General features: G+C 63.7%; 12 protein-coding genes. 2 read left to right on the top strand and 10 right to left on the bottom strand.

The genetic code is table 11. From position 1 onward, the window contains the following. Nucleotides 1–122: 122 nt before the first annotated feature. The 9 genes from zomB to ATN37_RS15360 form a co-directional block, all read right to left on the bottom strand. Entirely contained in the window at nucleotides 123–2,042 is a 1,920-nt protein-coding gene (zomB, locus tag ATN37_RS15400; RefSeq protein ID WP_308125215.1) for a flagellar motor control protein ZomB, read from the bottom strand. Next, on the bottom strand, nucleotides 2,020–2,925 hold the full coding sequence (locus ATN37_RS15395; RefSeq protein WP_003943808.1) for a decaprenyl-phosphate phosphoribosyltransferase: 906 nt from the start codon (nucleotides 2,923–2,925) through the stop codon (nucleotides 2,020–2,022). The genes zomB and ATN37_RS15395 overlap by 23 nt, the downstream gene beginning before the upstream one ends. Further along, on the bottom strand, nucleotides 2,922–3,455 hold the full coding sequence (locus ATN37_RS15390; RefSeq protein ID WP_003943893.1) for a phosphatase PAP2 family protein: 534 nt from the start codon (nucleotides 3,453–3,455) through the stop codon (nucleotides 2,922–2,924). The genes ATN37_RS15395 and ATN37_RS15390 overlap by 4 nt, the downstream gene beginning before the upstream one ends. Continuing rightward, nucleotides 3,436–5,349: a glycosyltransferase gene (locus ATN37_RS15385; RefSeq protein WP_007731821.1), complete on the bottom strand. Its 1,914-nt coding sequence runs from the start codon at nucleotides 5,347–5,349 to the stop codon at nucleotides 3,436–3,438. The genes ATN37_RS15390 and ATN37_RS15385 overlap by 20 nt, the downstream gene beginning before the upstream one ends. Next, entirely contained in the window at nucleotides 5,346–6,560 is a 1,215-nt protein-coding gene (gene glf, locus ATN37_RS15380) for a UDP-galactopyranose mutase (protein WP_063315967.1), read from the bottom strand. Before glf ends, ATN37_RS15385 begins: the two co-directional genes overlap by 4 nt. A 69-nt stretch (nucleotides 6,561–6,629) precedes the next feature. Continuing rightward, a complete protein-coding gene (locus tag ATN37_RS15375) occupies nucleotides 6,630–7,553 on the bottom strand; it encodes an MBL fold metallo-hydrolase (protein ID WP_064687987.1) in 924 nt (307 codons plus the stop codon). Nucleotides 7,554–7,663: 110 nt separating this feature from the next. After that, nucleotides 7,664–8,815, bottom strand: a complete 1,152-nt coding sequence (locus ATN37_RS15370) for an acyl-CoA dehydrogenase family protein (protein ID WP_007731824.1) — start codon at nucleotides 8,813–8,815, stop codon at nucleotides 7,664–7,666. A gap of 2 nt (nucleotides 8,816–8,817) precedes the next feature. Next, nucleotides 8,818–9,999, bottom strand: coding sequence for a thiolase family protein (locus tag ATN37_RS15365; protein ID WP_007731825.1), 1,182 nt, complete (start codon nucleotides 9,997–9,999; stop codon nucleotides 8,818–8,820). 90 nt (nucleotides 10,000–10,089) lie between these two features. Next, entirely contained in the window at nucleotides 10,090–11,499 is a 1,410-nt protein-coding gene (locus ATN37_RS15360; protein WP_064442963.1) for an amino acid permease, read from the bottom strand. A gap of 171 nt (nucleotides 11,500–11,670) precedes the next feature. Between ATN37_RS15360 and ATN37_RS15355 the strand changes: the two genes are divergently transcribed. Beyond that, nucleotides 11,671–13,164 (top strand): PucR family transcriptional regulator, encoded by a 1,494-nt coding sequence (locus ATN37_RS15355; RefSeq protein ID WP_003943944.1) that lies wholly within the window; start codon nucleotides 11,671–11,673, stop codon nucleotides 13,162–13,164. 102 nt (nucleotides 13,165–13,266) lie between these two features. Here ATN37_RS15355 and ATN37_RS15350 read toward each other — a convergent pair whose 3' ends face one another. After that, a complete protein-coding gene (locus ATN37_RS15350) occupies nucleotides 13,267–14,829 on the bottom strand; it encodes a SpoIID/LytB domain-containing protein (protein WP_165638713.1) in 1,563 nt (520 codons plus the stop codon). A 331-nt stretch (nucleotides 14,830–15,160) separates the two neighbouring features. Here ATN37_RS15350 and ATN37_RS15345 point away from each other — a divergent pair, with 331 nt between their 5' ends. After that, nucleotides 15,161–17,134 carry an N-acetylmuramoyl-L-alanine amidase gene (locus ATN37_RS15345; RefSeq protein ID WP_058038053.1) on the top strand — a complete coding sequence of 658 codons (1,974 nt, stop codon included), beginning with the start codon at nucleotides 15,161–15,163 and terminating at the stop codon, nucleotides 17,132–17,134. The last annotated feature ends 15 nt before the right edge of the window (nucleotides 17,135–17,149 follow it).

The raw sequence follows: 17,149 nt of genomic DNA, 5'->3' as shown, positions 1-17,149 counted from the left end.
GTCATCACCCCTCGGGGGTGATTCAGGTTAGGTGAATCGTCTTCGAGTACATCGTGGCCAATCAATTCGGTGTTACTGAATCGAAATATTCAAACCCTCAACAGTCGGTGATGCTGATCACATCACCTGGGTGACTCCGGTGGAACGAGACCGCAGCGTTCCAATTCGTAGGCCGGAACCCGGTCGAATCGGTACTTCGCGAAGTCGAATGCCTGCTGGAAGTTCTGTTTGAATCTGGCCCAGGTCAGCTCGGAGCGGTACGACGTGAGCAACTCCTGCGTTTCCGGGCAGGTGATGGCCAGCTTTGCGTCCGCAACCCAGTCTTCGTCGAGGAAGAACGGCAGCCACGGTCGAACGTCGATCATTCCCGTGTCCGCGACCACCCAGTCCGGATAGAGATTCTTGTCGTGCCCGATCCGGCCGTCCTCGAGTCGCTCGGTGTGAGCTGCCAGGGGGTACGCCAGCCCCATCTGATCGAGCACCCGAACGTCGAGGCCGACGTTCATGCTCGTCATTCCGAGGTTGAGGAAGAAGACGACGTGCTCGGCCGGCTCTTCGATCGGTCCGGGTGGTGGGACGACGAACCAGGAGTCGTAGCTCGCGGACGGCAGCAACAGCCCACCCTCCGGAGTCCGCGCGATGGTCTCGACCATGGCACGCATTCGCGGATAGTCGAGGTAGTCCTCGGCCAGGATCGGATGCTTGTGACCGGTGTTGAGTGCGTAGAACGCTCGCTCGTCGACGATTCCCGAGCGACCCACCACGGATCCTTCGGGCATACCCGTCGTGTTCGCGGCGAAGAAGGCCCAGATGATCGTGCCGATCCACAGCACCGCCGAGACTCCGAAGATCGCGGTGTCGCGATTACTTCCGAACGCTGCCCGCGCCGGCACCCGCAACGGAATGACCGCCACCGGGATGAGCAGGCAGAACAGCACCGGCAACAGGACGCGGCCGTGCATGAAGTCGCCGCCGACGCGCAGAGAGTAGATCCCGAGGATCAGCCCACTGCCGAGAATGAAGGTGACAATCGACCGCGGCGTGCGCAGAAACTGCTGAAAGCGCTGCCACAGCGGGCGTGCGGGTTGATCTGCGGTAGCGGTAGGTGTGTCCGCTCGGCTTCGCCACACGAGCAGCAGCGCACCGATGAGCAGGAACAGCAACGGCAACCAGAGCAGGTACGGCCCGACCAGGTTCCACAGGTACGCAAAACCCTGCGCCCACTTCGCGCCACCGGCGTCCTTCGACACCGCGGTGTTCGGGTACGGCAAGGCGTAGTAGCCCATTCGCCAGATCTGATAGGCCACCGGGACAAGTCCGGCGACGACGACGATCAGTGTGCGAATCTTCCAGGTCAGGCCTGCGGAGAGAACGATCATCATCAACGCGGCAGCACCGGGAATCGCCATCTCGGGTCGAACCAGTGGTCCGAGTCCGGCCACGAACGAGAGAGTCAGGATCGACGCCGTGGACGGCGTCGACGCCTGCGCCCACCGAACGAGCAGTACCCACAGGAGCGCGATCCAGAAGATCACCAAGCATGTCTCGAGCCCGGAAGTGGCGAAATCTCGCGCAGGCGGAACCGCGATGTAGACGAGAACACCCGCCGGTACCAGCAGGATCGTTCCGCCCGCCGACGGCCGAACGCCGCGGTACAGACGACCGGTGCCGAGCATCGCCAACACGACGGCAGCAGTCGAGAGTACGAGCGCGATCGTCAGAACAACGTATTCGAGACGGATCTGCGTGAGCCAACTGAACGCGTAGACGATGTACGTCCACGCGGTACTCGTGTTCGCCTCGACACGCTCACCCGCGTTGAAGACCGGGCCGTTCCCCGCGAGCAGGTTGCGGACGGTTCGCAAGACGATGAGTCCGTCGTCGGCGATCCAGCGACGCTCCCACGCACCCCAGAACATGAGGGCAGCAGCAAGCACCACCCCGCCGAGAAAAACTCCTCGACTGAGGGTGGTGCGATTCGCCGCAGTGTCGACGTGCGGGTCAGCCTCGGTGCGTGGCTCAGACGAGGTAGACAGCGACACCCACTACTCCGATCCACGCAATCGCGAGGAGTTGCAGCACCCGGTCACCGAGCGCGATCTCCTCAGGCTCTCCGGCTTCGCCGCCGTCGACGTCCACCGCGTATCGCAGCACCGCGATGGTGAACGGCACCATCGAGATGGCGTACCAGTTGGTGCCCTTGATGGCGTCCTGTTGGAACGCCCACAGTCCGTAGCAGAGGACCAGCGTCGTCGCTGCCATCGTCCACACGAAACGCAGGTACGTCATCGTGTAGCTCTCGAGGGACTTACGGATCTTGGCGCCGGTCTTCTCGGCCAACTGCAGTTCGGCGTAGCGCTTGCCTGCCGCCATGAAGAGTGATCCGAACGCCATCATCAGCAGGAACCACTGCGAGAGATCGATCTCGGCGGCAACGCCACCGGCGATCGCTCGAAGCAGGAAGCCGGACGAGACGATGCAGATGTCGATGACGGCCTGATGCTTGAGACCGAAGCAGTAGGCGAGCTGGATGACGATGTACACGCCCATGACCACGGCGAGTTGCCAGTTGGCCAGGAAGGACAGCCCGATCGCACCGGCAAGCAGCACGACGGCCATGCCGTAGGCGATGTTGACGGGTAGAACGCCGGCCGCGATGGGACGGAATCGCTTCGTGGGGTGAGCACGGTCGGCTTCGACATCCATCGCGTCGTTGACGAGATAGATGCCTGATGCCGCCATACAGAACACGACGAACGCCAGCGCGACGGGCAACAGCACGTCGGCTTCGGTGGCGGTTCCGGCCGCGATGGGCGCTGCCAGCACAAGGACGTTCTTGACCCACTGACGTGGGCGAAGCGCCTTGACGATGCCGGCGGGCAGGGACTTCGGGGGTCCGCTGACCGTAGCCGGTTCCTCGCTCATTTATCTCCACATTTCTGTTCGGCTCTGGCTTCTTCGACCCGGCGAACTACCGCCGCGGATGCGGCTCCCAGTGCCGCTCCGGCGAGTACGTCGGTCGGGTAGTGAACTCCCAGGACCAGACGCGAGAGCATCATCGGGGGCACCAGCAACGCCGGTAAGGGTAGCCCGGTGAGCCGACCGATCAGCACAGCCGCCGCCGTCGTCGACGTCGCGTGTGATGACGGGAAGCTGAGCTTGCTCGGTGTCGAGACGTTGACCTGCACCGAAGGATCGGAAGGTCGCTTGCGCCTGACCACTCGTTTGATCACCACGGAGGCGGCGTGTGCACCGAATGCTCCGACGGCCGCTCCGGCCCATTCCCGTCGACGCGGCTTGTCCACAGCAGCTCCGACGGCAGCGATCGCGATCCACCCGAGGGAGTGCTCACCGAAGTGAGACATACCGCGGGCGACCTTGACGGCTCCCGGCAGCTGCCCGACGGTCGACTGAATCCCGGCCAGAATCTGTACTTCAGGAGATGCCGAAGACACGTTCCCACCTTTCCGTGCTGGTCAGTGAAGGAACGGCGTCCTGGTACTGCTTCTTGAGCTCGGGGAAACGGGCGGCGAGTTCGCGGCGCAACCGTGTTGCTTCCTTGAGCAGTTCGAGCGCGAGTTTCGGGTTTCGCTTGCGGTAGACGACGCCGCGACCGTCGGCCGTGGTGACGGTGACGCCGTCGACCTGCGAGAGCAGGAACCAACGGGCGTCGATGGTCGGAACGTTGAGCTGAGGGCGCTCGAGGTGTTCCGGCTTGGCCGGCTTCACGTTGTGCACTCCGGCCCTGAGGACCCGGGTGATCTTCGCGACGGTCGACAGCGGCAGGCTCACGTCTCCGACATCCGCACCGGAGGGCAGCGGCAACGCAGTCGACGACGGCAGTACGACGGCGTCGGAGAATTCCTTGCGCTGGGCGTGGACCTCACCGAGTGCCGTCGGCAGCATGTTCGCGACGTGCTCGGGTCCGGCGAGGAAGTCCGCGATGGCCTTGTTCTGGATCGCGACGGTGGAGTACTCGAGGCACAGCAGGTGCTTGAGCGTTGCCTTCACCGTGTTGACCACGAGGCCACGGCCGTTGCCCGGCATGTGGAGCGCGGCCACCACCAGACGGTTACGGAGGTGGAAGTACGCCTGCCAGTCGATGGCGTCGTCCTTGTCGCTCCACGCCATGTGCCAGATCGCGGCACCGGGCAGCGTGACGGTCGGGTATCCGGCTTTCTTTGCGCGCAAACCGTATTCGCAGTCGTCCCACTTGATGAAAAGCGGTAGCGGCTGCTTGATTTCTTCGGCGACCTGGCGCGGGATCATGCACATCCACCAGCCGTTGAAGTCGACGTCGATGCGGCGGTGCAGGAGTTTCGATTCGCGCAGCGGCTTCTTCGAGAAATCGTGGTCGTATTCGACGTTCGGTGCCGCGGTCCACATGAAGATGCCGCGGTCGACCACTTCACCCATCACGTGGAGGTGGCTTCGTTCCTGCAGGTTGAGCATCTGCCCACCCACCAGCATCGGCGACTTCGCGAAACGCGAGAACGAAAGCGCACGCAGAATCGAGTCCGGTTCGATCTCGATGTCGTCGTCCATGAACAGGATGTGCTGGCACTGCGTCGTCTTGAGTGCCTCGTACATGATTCGGCTGTATCCGCCCGAGCCGCCGAGGTTGCCCTGATCGTGAATGGCGAGCCGATCACCGAGCGCTGCAGCAGCTTCGGCGAATCCGGGTTCGTCACGCACCTTGCGGGTGCCCTGATCCGGCATGATGACGGCCTTGATCACGTCCGACACCAGCGGATCCGAAGCCAGTGCAGCAAGCGCCTTGACCGCGTCGGTCGGACGGTTGAACGTCGGAATACCAACGGCGACAGTCGCTTCGCCTGGAGCCTCGACGGGCGCGTACCAGCCGCCGCTCTCGACGACCACTGCCGTATCGGTGGTGATGTCGAACCAGATCCAGCCACCGTCCTCGAACGGCGCCAGTTCCACCTCGAACTCGACCGCGGCATCGCCGTCGGCAAATTCCTTACCTTCCACGTGAATTCGCGAGGAATCCGCCTTGGAACGGTAGATGTCGACGCGGCCGTGGCCGGACAGCTCGAGACGAAGGACCACCGATTTCAGGATGGACCATCGACGCCAGTAGCTGGCAGGGAACGCGTTGAAGTACGTGGCGAACGAGACCTCGGTCTCGGCGCCGAGCGCTACCGACGTGCGCGAGGTCGAGTGCGCCCGCCGACTATTGGACCAGGACTCTTCCAAGTACAACGTGCGGACGTCGAGCGGCTCACCGGCGCGGGGCAGGATGATCCGCTGAAGCAGGGACTTGCCGAGGTAGGTCACCTCGTCGCCGCTGACGGCATCTTCGCCTTCGAGTAGATGACGTGCGTTCATTCGCTCTCCCCTGCCAATTCCGCACCCGTTTCGAGATGCGGGCGCAGGGTGTTCTCGAACATCGTCAGCGCGCTGGCGATCGCCATGTGCATGTCCAGGTACTGGTAGGTGCCGAGACGCCCACCGAAGAGGACCTTGTTCTCCACGGTCTCCTTCTTGGCGCGTGAGCGGTACGCGGAGAGCTTCTCGCGATCCTCGGGAGTGTTGATCGGGTAGTACGGCTCGTCCTTCGCCTCCGCGGCACGTGAGAACTCACGCATGATGACGGTCTTGTCGGTCGGGTACTCGCGCTCCGGATGGAAGTGACGGAACTCGTGGATACGGGTGAACGGCACGTCGGCGTCGTTGTAGTTCATGACCGGGGTGCCCTGGAAGTCTCCGGTGGGCAGAACCTCGGTCTCGAAATCGAGGGTGCGCCATCCCAGTGCACCTTCGGAGTAGTCGAAGTAGCGGTCGAGCGGGCCCGTGTAGATGACAGGGGCGTCGGGGCTGGCGGTGCGCAGTTCGTCGCGGACGTCGAAGTAATCGGTGTCGAGGCGGACCTCGATCTTCGGATCCTTCGCCATGTTCTCGAGCCACGCCGTGTAGCCGTCGACAGGCAGGCCCTCGTACGTGTCGTTGAAGTAGCGGTTGTCGAAGTTGTAGCGGACCGGCAGGCGGCTGATGTTCGCGGCGGGCAACTCGGTGGGGTCGGTCTGCCACTGCTTAGCTGTGTAGTCACGCACGAACGCTTCGTAGAGCGGGCGTCCGATCAGGGAGATCGCCTTCTCTTCGAGATTGGAGGCGTCCTTCGAATCGATCTCGCTGGACTGTTCGGCGATGAGGGCGCGTGCTTCTTCGGGAGTGAAGTACCGACCGAAGAACTGCGACACGAGACCGAGTCCCATTGGGAACTGATACGCCTGTCCCTTGTGCAGCGCGAAGACGCGGTGCTGGTAGTTCGTGAACTCCGTGAACTGGGTGACGTAGTCCCAGACCTTCTTGTTGGAGGTGTGGAACAGGTGGGCACCGTACTTGTGGACCTCGATGCCGGTCTCCGGCTCTGCCTCCGAGTATGCGTTTCCCCCCAGGTGGTGACGGCGATCCAGCACCAGCACGCGCTTACCCAGCTGGGTAGCGGCACGCTCGGCGATGGTCAGCCCGAAGAATCCCGAACCGACGACGATCAGGTCGTACTGGGCACGGGCGGTCTCTGAATTTGCAGCGGTCACGATGAACCAGGGTATCGGACCTGTTCGGAAGCCGAGGGTTGGATGCGTCACCAGGGCCGATGCGGCAAGTCAGGACGTTGCAAGACCGATTAGACCGGAAGCACTCGGTGCACCGCTCGACTCGAATTCGATCACGATCGGTTCGTCGACGGGGAAGTGTGCGGGAAGTAGAAGTAGTCCCTCCGACGCGCAGCGTTCGAGAAGTTCGCGGCGGGTGACCCTCGCGATCTCGGGATCCGCGTCGCCGCCCTGGCTGAGGTCCGGGTACAGAAACTGGATCGGATGGTGGATCACATCGCCGGAGATGACGGCGCCGCCGTCGGCAGTGCGAATCTCGATCACGATATGGCCCGGCGTGTGGCCGGGCGCGCTGCGAACGACGACGCGTGTGCCTTCGGACTCGACCAGGACGTGGCCGTCGTCGACCGCCTCCCACTTCGCCCCGTCCAGAACGGGACGGACGCTGTCCTCGAAGGTCTGCGCCAGATCCGAGACCACTCCTTCGTGTGGACCGTCGGCGGCGAGTTGTTGGAGCGCGGCCAGTTCGGTGCGATCGAAAATGTAGGTCGCGCGGGGGAAGGTAGGCCGCCAGGTTTCGGCGTCGAGGGCGGTGTTCCAGCCACAGTGGTCAGGGTGCAGATGTGTGCTGACCACCAGATCGACGTCGTCGACGGACACACCGGTGGCTGCGAAGCGTGAGAGGTAGTCGGTGCCGAACATGTGATGCGGCAAGAGGTTCGGCCGGTGCTTGCTGTTTCCGTTGCCGGTGTCGACGACGACGGCCTTGCCGCCGATCTCCACCAGGTAGGTGTGGATGGCAAGCACGAGGTCACCACTACCCTCGTCGAAGAACTCCGGTGTCAGCCGCGCCGACGCTTCACTGATCTCGGCCTCACTCGCCTGGGGAAAGAGCTCTCGCGGCGGAAACGGCCAGTGCGCCAGCTCTGTCAGTTGGGTGACGCGTGCCGACCCGACGTCGATGGTGAAGCTCATCAGTGTTTGCCTTCCGAACAGCTCGATACCGCTTGTGGGCACACACAAAGGCACCCACCGAAATGCTCGGTGGGTGCCTGGTCGGTGTCAATGGTTTTCGACGCCGGTGATCAAAGACTCTTCGCGATGATGCCCTTCATCACTTCGTTGGCGCCGGCGTAGATCTTCTGGACGCGGGAGTCCTCGTACATGCGCGCGATCGGGTATTCACGCATGTAGCCGTATCCGCCGTAGAGCTGCACGCACCGGTCGACGACGGCGCATTGCTGCTCGGTGAGCCAGTACTTGACCATCGCGGCGTCTGCGCCGTCCAGCTCGCCGTTGAGGTGATCCTCGATGCAGTTGTCGAGGAAGACACGGCAGGTGCGTGCGATCGTCTGGCACTCGGCCAGCTCGAAGGCGGTGTTCTGGAACTCGAAGAGGCTGTGCCCGAACGCTTGACGCGCCTTGGTGTATGCAACGGTCTCCTCGACTGCACGCTCGATGGTGCCGATGGCCTGCGCGCCGATGATGAGGCGTTCCTGCACCAGCTGCGCCATCAACTGACCGAAGCCGAGCCCCTCGGACTCACCGAGGAGGTTCGAGACGGGAACGCGAACGTCGGTGAAGGACAGCTCCGACGTATCGGCGCCGTGCTGACCGACCTTGTCGAGCACGCGGCCGACCGCAAAGCCTTCGCAGTCACGAAGATCCACGATCAGGAGCGAGACACCCTTGGCGCCCGCCTTGGGGTCGGTCTTGACGGCAAGCACGATCATGTCTGCGCTGCCACCATTGGTGATGAAGGTCTTCGACCCGTTCACGACGTAGTGGTCACCGTCACGGATCGCGGACGTGGTGATTGCCTTGAGGTCGGAACCTGTTCCTGGCTCGGTCATTCCGATGGCGCCGAGGATTTCGCCCGTCGCCATACCTGGCAGCCAGGCCTTCTTCTGCTCTTCGCTTCCGTACTCGAGCACGTAGTGGGCGACGATGCCACTGTGCACGGAGTTACCGAGCGCATAGTCACCGCAGTAGCCCTGCGCCTCGAAGACAGCGAGATCGTGCGCGAAAGTTCCACCGCCCCCGCCGTATTCCTCGGGAATCGAGCAGCACAGCAGGCCGAGCTTGCCGGCTTCGAGCCACACGGACCGGTCGACGCGATGCTGAGCGTCCCACTGCTCACGCTTGGCGATCAGTTCACGATCGAAGAAACCACGGGCCAGTTCGGCTACTGCGGTGATCTCGTCGTCGTGCCACGACGGCTTGCGCTTGGTCGCCATGATCAGACCCGCTTCAGCAGGGCAGCGAGTGCCTGACCGCCGCCGATGCACATGGTGACGATGCCGAATTCGAGGTCGCGGCGAACCATGTCGCGCGCGGCACGCAGGGTCAGGATGGCTCCGGTGGCGCCGACCGGGTGTCCGAGGGCGATCGCTCCGCCGTACGGGTTGGTCTTCTCCGGATCCAGGCCACTGTCACGGATGACGGCGATGGCCTGCGAAGCGAACGCCTCGTTGACCTCGGCGGTGCCGATGTCGGAAGGCTTCAATCCTGTTTGTGCAAAGAGCTTTTCGAGAGCGAGCACGGGAGCGTAGCCCATCAGACCGGGCTCCATGGCTGCCGTCGTGACGGTTTCGAGCGTGACCAGTCCGGTGAGACCGCGCTTGGCTGCCTCGGTGCCCGTCGCGAGGACGAGTGCGCCGGCGCCGTCGTTGATCCCCGACGCGTTACCGGCGGTGACGGATCCGCCCTCTTCGAATGCGGGGCGCAGCTTGGCGAGGGTTTCGACGGTGGTTCCGGGCTTGGGATGCTCGTCCTCGGTGACGGTGACGGAGCGCCGACCACCGGTCTCGACGGGAGTGATTTCCTCGGCGAATGCCGCCTTCGCTGCGTCGGTAGCGGCGCGGCGCTGAGATTCGACGGCGAACTCGTCCTGCTGCTCGCGACTGACGCCGTACTTACGGGCGACGGCTTCGGCAGTGCGGCCCATGTGAGCCTTGCTGAACGGGTCGGTGAGCATCGCGACGGTGCCGTCGACGAGGCTGCGATCGCCGAGCTTGTAGCCCGAGCGGGCGGCGAAGTCGTAGAAGGGCATGCGAGACATGCTCTCGTCACCGCCGGCGAGCGTGATGGCAGCTGCGCCCCATCGCATCTGCATCGCCGCAGACCACACAGCCTGCAGACCGCTGCCACAGAGGCGGTTGACGGTGTAGGCGGGGACGTTCTCGGGCAGTCCGGCGGCGATGCCGACGCGGCGTGCGTTGTAGGCGTCCGGGCCGACCTGGCCGATGCAGCCCATGACGACCTCGTCGATGTCTTCGGGCGCAACGCCGGCGCGGCTCAGCGCGGCCTTGGCTGCTGCGGCGCCCAGCTCGTGTGCGGGTACGTCCTTGAAGACGCCGCCGAAGCTACCGACGGGGGTCCTGGCCCCGTCGACGATGACGATCGGTTCGGGTGTGGTCATGATTGTCCCCATCTGCTGTGCTCACGTCGATTTCTCTGTCCGTGGCCGATACTAGGACATCGAAGTATCTCGCAGATGGGGACGTTGGTGTCAGGGTGTGGGAGCGCTCTCGGCGACGGGCACGACCTCGGCGTCGGCGTCGGTGTCTTTGTGGTTCCGGTAGCGGTAGAGCCCGATACCCACGAGGATCGCTGCAAGTCCCAGGGACACGATCATCTGGCTGCGCGTCGAGTCCAGGGTGAGCATTCCGATGCAGAGCGCGATGATGGCGGCGATCGTGGCGTAGGTCAGGTACGGGAAGAACCACATCTTGAGTTCCAGCTCCTGGCCCGAAGCTTCGAGCTTGCGGCGGGTGCGCAGCTGGGACACCGAGATGACCAGCCAGACGAACAGCGCGATCGCACCGGAGGAGTTGACCAGGAACAGGAAGACCTTGTCCGGGGAGAGGTAGTTCATGCCGACGGTGAGGAAGCCGACGATCGTCGAGACCAGGACAGCGCGCATCGGGACGCCGGTCTTCTCGATACGTGAGAGCGACTTGGGGGCGTCGCCGCGGCCGGCGAGGGAGAAGATCATGCGGCTCGCGGTGTAGAGACCCGAGTTGAGGCAGGACAGAACCGACGTGAGGACGACGACGTCCATGATGTTGCCCGCGGCCGGAATGCCGTAGGAGTCCATGACGGCGACGTACGGGCTGAGTGCAACCGACGCGCTGTCCCAGGGAAGCAGAGTGACGACCACCGCGATCGAGCCGATGTAGAAGATGAGAATTCGCCAGACGACGGATTTGACGGCTGCGCGAACAGCTTCGAGCGGGTTGGCCGATTCACCGGCGGCGATCGTGGCGATTTCGGCCCCGAAGAACGAGAACACGACCACAAGGACTGCGGCGAGCATCGCTCCTGTTCCGTTCGGCAGGAAGCCGCCGTGACCGGTCAGGTTTGTCATTCCGGGTGCTTCGACGCCGGGCATCCATCCGCAGATCGCCACGATGCCCATGCCGAGGAACGCGATGATGGCGACGACCTTGATGGAGGCGAACCAGAACTCGAACTCGCCGAACGACTTGACCGAGATGATGTTGGTCAGCGTCAGCACGATCATCAGAATCAATGCCCAGGTCCACTGGGGAACCCCCGGAACCCAGCGATTCATGATGAGGGCACCGGCGGTGGCCTCGATGCCGAGCACGATGATCCAGAACCAGGCGTACAGCCAGCCGATCGAGAAGCCCGCCCAGCGGCCGATGGCCTTGTCGGCGTACGAGGAGAACGAGCCGGTTTCCGGCGACGCTGCCGACATCTCACCGAGCATGCGCATCACGAGGATGACGACGACGCCGGCAAGCGCGTAGGAAATCAGGACACCGGGTCCCGTCTCCTGGATCGCCACACCGGAGCCGACGAACAGTCCGGCGCCGATGACGCCTGCGATCGCAATCATCGACAGATGCCGCTTCTTCAGCGTGTGCTGAAGTGCCGGCTGGTCTGTACTGGACATCAGTACTCCTTGTGGGCTGTTCGGAACGTGGATCTCGGTGGCGCTCTATCCGGAGCGCATTTTCGATAGCGCCAGTGTCGGACCTTCGGCAAGCTCGCGTCAGGCTCCACTTTGTACAAACGTGACCGCAGGCACTACAAAGTGGCGAGTTCGAGGTGTCAGACTGGACTCATGCCCATCACGCTCCGCCAGCTTTGTGCGACCGAACAGTTCGGCCTTCGCGTCCTGGCTGGGCACGACCAGCTCGATCGCACCCTGACCTGGGCACATGTCTCCGAACTACCCGACCCGACGCCCTTCCTCGACGGCGGTGAACTACTACTCATCACCGGGGTGTCACTACCGACGACGGCCGCGGAAACGACCCGATTCGTACGGACCCTGGTGGCGGCCGGAATTGCCGGAATCGGTTTCGGAACCGGCCTCGGATACGAGCAGGCGCCACAGACTCTGGTGGATGCGGCCACCCGTTTCAGTGTGCCCCTTCTCGACGTCCCATTGCGAACACCTTTCATCGCCCTGACCAAAGCGGTGTCGAAGGCGCAATCCGACGACGACATGAAAGCGCTGCGCAGCAATTACCAGAGCCTGCGGCGACTGCTTCAAGCTGCGGTGACGGTCAACGGCACCCGGGCAGTCGTACGACGGGTGGCGGAATTGATCGGCGGATGGGCGGCTCTGCTGGACTCGGCCGGACATACCGTCGAGATCTCACACACCGCCGCGGCCGCCGGAATCGAGCGAACTGCCCCCGAGCGCGACGCCCGCCCGATGGAAGTCAGTTTCCTCACGAGTGAGAACGAGGACGTCATCTCCCATCCGCTGCTGACGTCGAGGGGAAAGCTGATGGGGTACCTCGTCGCCGGCTGCCCCGGCGCCGTCGGTTCACTGAATCAGGGCATCGTCATCGCAGCCGCGTCTCTGCTCACGTTGATGACGGCTCGAACCCGAGACGCACAGCTGACGATGAACCACCTTCGTACCGTTGCGATGCATCAGCTGTTCGAGGGACAGAATGCGCTCGCCCGCAACATCTCCGGGGAACTGTGGGGAGGATTTCCGGTCGAGCCTTTCCAGGTCTTCCACGTAGCGGGCCCGAGTGGCCTGCTCGAGAGCGTGTCCGTCTCACTGCTCGATGGTCTCAGCCGCGATCTGGCGTTCGGCATCACCGACGGTGCACTGATTGCCGTCGTCTCGGCTACCGACAGCGGGCGAATCCTCGCCCGTGTCAACGAAATCGACGTCACCGTCGGCGTGTCGGACATGCTGTGGTGGGACGATCTCTCGCGCGCCAGACGCCAAGCCGCGCAGGCAGCAGCCGAGGCCGGTGCCCGCAACCTGCCTTCGATGCGGTTCGCCGAACTCTCGGAGAGCGGATTGTCCGCATTTCTCGACCAGGATCGCTCGACGGCATTCGCGGCGGCACACTTGCGCCCGCTTCTGGAAGCGAAGGGCGGTAGCGATCTCTACCGGACCTTGGCCATGTGGTTGGCACACAACGGGGTGGGCGACGCCGCAGCCACAGCGCTGAATATTCATCGGCATACGTTGCGCAGCAGACTCGCTCGGATCGAGAGCCTTCTCCAGCTCGACCTCGGCTCCCCCACGGAACGTGCGGAGTTGTGGCTCGAGTACCGCCTGCTCGGCGACGCCCCGACCATCTGACCGACAACCAACGAACCCTGAACGACCTGAAGGGCCTCCGCCGGGTTACGGCAGAGACCCTTCAGAGTCGATACGTGCGAGTCGCTACCGACCGACCTTCCCCTAGCTTCCGCCCGTCGGTATCCACTCGCGGAGCACGTTGGCATCAACTACCTGCGCGCCCAAAACCTTTGTCCAGATGATGGTTCCGTTTTCGTAGACACGGAAAGTGCCTGCTTCGGAGGGCAACTGCATCTCCGGGCCGGCAGGAGCACCGAGAGAGCCGCTTTCACCGCCGAGCTCCCGATACTTCTTCTCGATCTGCGTCTCCGTAACCGTACCCGATGGATCGTCGGATGGCGAATTGGATTCCGGCACTGTCGATTCCGAATCCGGCGCCACTACCACACCCGCACCGTCACCGATGGTGAACCAGTCGGATTTCAGGCCGAGTTTCTGGCGGAACTGAATTCCGGTGGCGCCAACAGTTGCATCTGTTCCGACTACCTCGACTGCCGTCACTCGCCCGCCGTCGGTACCGAATCCGTTGCGCGAGAGAATCTTGAGCGATTGCAGCTCACCCACATCGAAGGCGTCCGCAATCTGCCCTGCGGTCAGATTCACTGTCCAGTCATGATTCGGAGAAAGGGCGTCACCGAGATCCTCGACGGCCGGGAATTCACCGCCGGAGCTGTAACCTCCTGTGGACGAGGAGAATTCGGTGGCAACAATCTTGCCGTCACGCGACAGAACGGCGCCGGCGGTGGACCGGACGGCTTCGGTGGTGCGGGGATCTTCCTTGCCCGCTCCGCCGTAGACCTGGCAGTCCTGAGTGTCGCAGGTGTCGGCGTACGAGCTGCGATGCTCGGTCGCAGCGTACGAGCGTGCTGCCACGGCTTGCGCCCGTAGCGCTTCGGCCCCACCGGAATCGGCCCATTCGGCCTTCGCTTCGACCGGCACCACGCCGAGCAGGTAGTCCTCCATGTCGAGGAGATTGACTGTCCGAGCCGAGCCGTTGTCGAGCACTACGCCGAGGGCGCCTCGATAGGGCGCATCGTTGTTGCACAGCTTCAGGAACTGGTCGGCGGGTCGATCCGGACCGAGGTCCACCGGGTCCACCCACGGATGCTCGGTGACCGCTTCCCAGACAACCCCGCCACCGCACCCGCTGGTGACCACTACCTGCGCACCGCCACCGGGCAGTGCAGTGAGATGGGCAGCCTCGCCGGGCGCGGTGCGCTGACCGTTGACCACGAGGCCGGCGTCGGAGTAGACGTCGAGCGTCGAGTTGTCCTGGGCCGTGAGCCGCACACTCATCTGGGCGGGCGGCATCGAGTCCAGGACGGTTCCCCCATAGTAGTGACTGAGGATTCGCTCGCCGGACCAGCCGTCGTTCTTGGCGTAGCCGTAAGCGCCCCACTGGCCCATTCCACGGCCATGTCCGTTGCCGTGCCCGGAGAGCGTGAATTGCGTGTCGGCAGCGACGGCGTGCAGGATCGACGGCTCGTCAGCGCGGATTTGCGTGAAACCTCCGATCGCGACGCCGAGCGCAAGAGCCGGAACGAGACCGAGGACCGAGATCCGCATCAGCGAGGTTCGCCTCCCGGGTCCGCCCACCAGAAAGCGACCTGCGCGACCGGACACAGGCCTCTTACCTGCAGTTCCGCTTCTTCCGCTTCTCGCCATCAATGCTCTCCTCATCGCTACCGGCCTCACGAGTCCGCGAAGTCGGTACTTCGCGCGCAGGCCAGTCCACAACGATTTAACTAAAGTCTCACCCTAAGGTTGAGCGTTATGGACTTTTGTGACTAGTGTGGCAAGAGTGTTTGGAGTTAGCAACACCAGTCACACGAGTCACATCAGCATCACGAGTTGCAGACGTACGCGTCCGAAAACTGGAGTTCAACCCCAGAACATGGCATCCGACCTGCTCGGATCCGGTTTTGAAGGATTCCGTTCACGGCCGTCATCGGCCCTGAAGTTCGCTCGCAAGTAACTACAACCGAGGAGTAATCCCTTGCCACACCGTCGACCGAAGCCCTCGCTCGTACTCGGGGCTGTAGCCGCAGTGGCTGTCGCAAGTCCTTTTGCGGTCTACGGCTTCACGAGCACTACGTCCGATGTACGTTCCGCGAACGAGACGACGTCAGTAGCAGTGCCGACCCAGATCGCAGAGGTGCTCCTCGCGTCGGTGCCCGACATCATCATTCCGGTCAAGGAGCTGACCGGTCTCGATCTCCCCGACATCAACCTCGGTGATCTGAGAAACCTCAAGCTCCCGACCGAAATCCCGCTACCTCCCGGGATCACGCTGCCGACCGAGCTGTTCCCGGCACCCGCTGCTCCCGGCGCCCCGACCGAAACCGCTCCGGTTCCTTCCGAGGAAGAGCCAGGTGCCGTGGTCAAGGAAGTCACCCGCGACACTCCGTTCAGCATGGTCGCGTTGACCTCGGACACCATCGCCTCGGCGCAGTCCAAGGTCCGCGCCCTGGCCGAAGACGGCACCTGGGGCCCGTGGTTCACCCCTGACGCCATCGACTCCGCCAGCTCGGATCAGGCCACCAACTCCGGTACCGCCACCGAACCGGTCTTCGTCGGCGCCACCAAGTCCATCCAGATCCTCACGCCGCAGGGCGCCGCTGCTCCCGCAGCCGAGGTTGTGCCGGCCCCGGCTCCGGAAGCTGCCCCCGCGCCCGCTCCGGAAGCTGCCCCCACTGAAGCACCCGCAGCCACCGGCGAACTCGGGTACACACCCGCTTCGGTGTCCAAGCCGCTTCGCCAGGTGACGACGGCAGCAGATGCCGTCACCGCCGTGTTGATCGACCCGGGTGCCAGCGAGGCAGACAGCAATCTGCAGGCCGTCGCAGCGCCGCTCGGCGGCAGCGGACCGTCCGTCATCACCCGTGCTCAGTGGGGAGCAGACGAGTCACTTCGCTGCGACTCCCCCACCTACGACGACTTCATCGGTGGCGCGACCGTTCACCACACCGCAGGTAGCAACAACTACACGAAGGCCGAATCGGCCGGCATCGTCCGCTCGATCTATGCCTACCACGCACAGACGCTCGGCTGGTGCGACGTCGGATACAACGTCCTCGTCGACAAGTACGGTCAGACCTTCGAAGGCCGCGCAGGCGGACTCGACAAGGCAGTTCAGGGTGCACACGCGGGTGGATTCAACGAGAACACCACCGGTATCGCGATGATGGGCGACTACTCCACCGTCGAGCCTTCGCAGGCGACGCTCAACGCCGTCGGCAAGTTCCTCGGTTGGAAGCTCGGCATGGCCGGACTCGATCCCAAGGGCCGAACGACGATGTACTCCGAGGGCACCGAGTTCACGCCGTACCCGCAGGGCGCAGCAGTCGATCTGCCGATCATCTTCGCCCACCGCGACGTCGGAAACACCGCGTGCCCGGGTGATGCCGCATACGCACACATGAACGACATCCGGAACATCGCGGCCGCGAACATCGGGGGGACGTTGAACCCCTCGAACCCTTCCAATCCGTCGACGCCTGCGCCCAAGCCGACCACTCCGGTCGACACGGTCACCGGTGGCACCGGTTCGTCGATCCCGGATCTGGTCACCCAGATTCTGCAGATCACCGACAATTCACCGCTCGCGCAGAAGTGGATCGCCGAAGGTGGCGAGATCGGACGCCTCGGCCAGGCACTGTCCGGAATTCTGCAGGCGAAGCTCGGCAACCAGGGTGCGCTGTTCCAGAACGGCGCTGTCTACACCTCGCCGAACGGCGGAGTGTTCACCGTGCTCGGCGAGATCTTCAAGTCGTGGCAGAGTTTCGGTTCCGACGCGGGTGAACTGGGATTGCCGATCTCGGACGAGTACTCGATCCCGGACGGCCTGCGCAGCGACTTCGAGAACGGTTCGCTGATCTTCAACCAGATCACCGGCATGGTCACGAAGGTCCTCAAGACCTACAACGAGACCTTTGCCCAGGAAATGGCCAACAGCGCGCCTGTCGGCTGACACTCGCGCAGTACA

This window comes from Rhodococcus sp. MH15 (genome assembly GCF_019266045.1).
GTDB classification, from domain to species: Bacteria; Actinomycetota; Actinomycetes; order Mycobacteriales; family Mycobacteriaceae; genus Rhodococcus_F; species Rhodococcus_F qingshengii.
Note: the sequence above shows the minus strand (reverse complement) of the source record. Positions and strands in the feature narration are given on the sequence as shown.

Coding starts and splice junctions, on each gene's coding strand:
- ATN37_RS15375 (WP_064687987.1), bottom strand. CDS start 7,553: ATGAGCTTCACCATCGACGTCGGGTCGGCACGCGTCACCCAACTGACA.
- ATN37_RS15395 (WP_003943808.1), bottom strand. CDS start 2,925: ATGAGCGAGGAACCGGCTACGGTCAGCGGACCCCCGAAGTCCCTGCCC.
- ATN37_RS15365 (WP_007731825.1), bottom strand. CDS start 9,999: ATGACCACACCCGAACCGATCGTCATCGTCGACGGGGCCAGGACCCCC.
- ATN37_RS15360 (WP_064442963.1), bottom strand. CDS start 11,499: ATGTCCAGTACAGACCAGCCGGCACTTCAGCACACGCTGAAGAAGCGG.
- ATN37_RS15355 (WP_003943944.1), top strand. CDS start 11,671: ATGCCCATCACGCTCCGCCAGCTTTGTGCGACCGAACAGTTCGGCCTT.
- ATN37_RS15385 (WP_007731821.1), bottom strand. CDS start 5,349: ATGAACGCACGTCATCTACTCGAAGGCGAAGATGCCGTCAGCGGCGAC.
- ATN37_RS15350 (WP_165638713.1), bottom strand. CDS start 14,829: ATGGCGAGAAGCGGAAGAAGCGGAACTGCAGGTAAGAGGCCTGTGTCC.
- ATN37_RS15370 (WP_007731824.1), bottom strand. CDS start 8,815: ATGGCGACCAAGCGCAAGCCGTCGTGGCACGACGACGAGATCACCGCA.